2 protein-coding genes and 1 pseudogene are annotated in these 1,695 nt (G+C 62.7%); all 3 read left to right on the forward strand.

All coding sequences use genetic code 11. The features are described 5' to 3' along the window. Window positions 1–575 (forward strand): transcriptional regulator (locus WCA53_RS13870; protein WP_423911095.1); only part of this gene is annotated, 575 nt, incomplete at its 5' end. A 256-nt stretch (window positions 576–831) separates the two neighbouring features. After that, the gene (locus WCA53_RS13875) at window positions 832–1,416 is read left to right on the forward strand and encodes a sigma-70 family RNA polymerase sigma factor (protein WP_423911098.1); all 585 of its coding nucleotides are present in this window, start codon (window positions 832–834) and stop codon (window positions 1,414–1,416) included. Further along, window positions 1,416–1,695, forward strand: a pseudogene (locus WCA53_RS13880) (hypothetical protein); the annotation flags it as partial. The gene WCA53_RS13875 and the pseudogene WCA53_RS13880, both read left to right, overlap by 1 nt.

Here is a 1,695-nt window from a genome sequence, read left to right on the forward strand (position 1 = left end):
TTGCAATGGCGCTGCAATTGTCGCGTGCAGAACGGGCGTACCTGTTCGAACTCGCCGCCCAGCGCGATCCCGCCGAACCCGATCCGGCGGCGCAGGACGCGCCGGCGTCGCTGTTGAAATCCGTGGAGTTGATCGACACGCCCGCTTACGTGCTCGACCGGCAGTGGAACGCGCTCTGCTGGAACGCGCAGGCAGCGGATTTGTTCGTCGGCTGGCTCGACGGCGAGCATGACCGGAATCTGCTCGCGTTCACGTTCACCGCGCCAGAAGCGAAGACCTTGGTAGTCGATTGGGAAACGCGCGCCCGGCGGCTGGCGGCCGAGTTTCGCGCGGATTCGATCCGTCACCTGAACGATCCGCCCACACGCGCATTGGTCGACTCGCTGAGCGCCGCCAGCGATGCCTTCGCGCGTTTCTGGGCGTCGCAAGACGTGGGCGAACGGGAAGGCGGCGCGCGCGAATTCGATCATCCGTCGCGTGGCAGGCTGGTATTCGACCAGATCACGTTCAAGCCCGCGCATCGGGAGGATTTGAAGCTGGTGATACTAGTGGGTACGGATGCTGCTGAAGACTGACGTAGCAAAAAAATGCCCGGTATCGATACCGGGCAAAGCCGCAAGTCTCACGGCGGAGCCGTGGCACTTGCGGGGACACGAGGTGAGCACCGCCGACGCACCGGAATTGATGCAATTTCGGTCCCGCAGGAACGGACTCGCACCCCTAGATACGCAGACGATCTCACATCGGATGCACGTGGATGCAAATAAAAACCGATGCGGTTCATGCCGATAATTTCGGTAAGATGACCGCGCCGCTTACCCGACCGGTCCCATGACGACAGCCCTCCCTCAAGAGCCGACACCCGACGCGCTCGCGCAATTGCTTGAACGCGTTGCTACGGAAGACGCCGCTGCGTTGCGCTCGCTCTACGATCTGACTTCGTCGAAACTGTTTAGCCTTGCGCTTCGTATATTGGTGAAGCGTGAATGGGCCGAAGAGGTGTTGCAGGACGCGTTCATCAATATCTGGCGCTACGCGGGCGACTATAAAGCCGGCCTGTCCGCACCGATGACCTGGATGGCGGCGATCGTCCGCAACCGTGCGCTCGACTATTTGCGGCGGCAAAAGGCCAACGGTGCGAGCGCCGAAACAGAATGGAGCGACGCGTTGGACGATACCTTGCCGGCAAGCGAGGCGGATCCCTCCGACCAGTTGCTGATGAGCGAGGAAGCGCGGCAACTCGCGATCTGCATGCAACGGCTGGACGCCAACCAGCGACAAGCGGTCGCCCTCGCCTACCTGCGCGACCAGAGCCACAGCGAAGTGGCCGAGGTATTGAAAGTACCCCTGGGCACGGTCAAGTCGTGGATCCGGCGCGGCCTCGAAAAACTTAAAACCTGTCTTGGAGGCCTGTGATGGATTTGCATCGACACACGGGCCTTATCGATCAGCTTGCGGCGGAATATACGCTCGGCGTGCTGCGCGGCGGTGCGCGAAGACGCTTCGAACGCATTTCCCAGCACGACCCGGCGATACGCCTCGCCGTCGAAACCTGGCGCATGCGGCTCGCGGCGATGACGGAGATTGGGCCGGCGGTCGCGCCGCCGCCTGAGCTCTGGAGCGCTATCGAGCGTCGGCTGAATCTGGTGAACGCGCGGCGGGATGCAACTGCGGCGCGGCCGGATGTGGTTGCTG

The sequence above is a fragment of the Caballeronia sp. genome (assembly GCF_049581465.1).
Classification (GTDB): domain Bacteria; phylum Pseudomonadota; class Gammaproteobacteria; order Burkholderiales; family Burkholderiaceae; genus Caballeronia.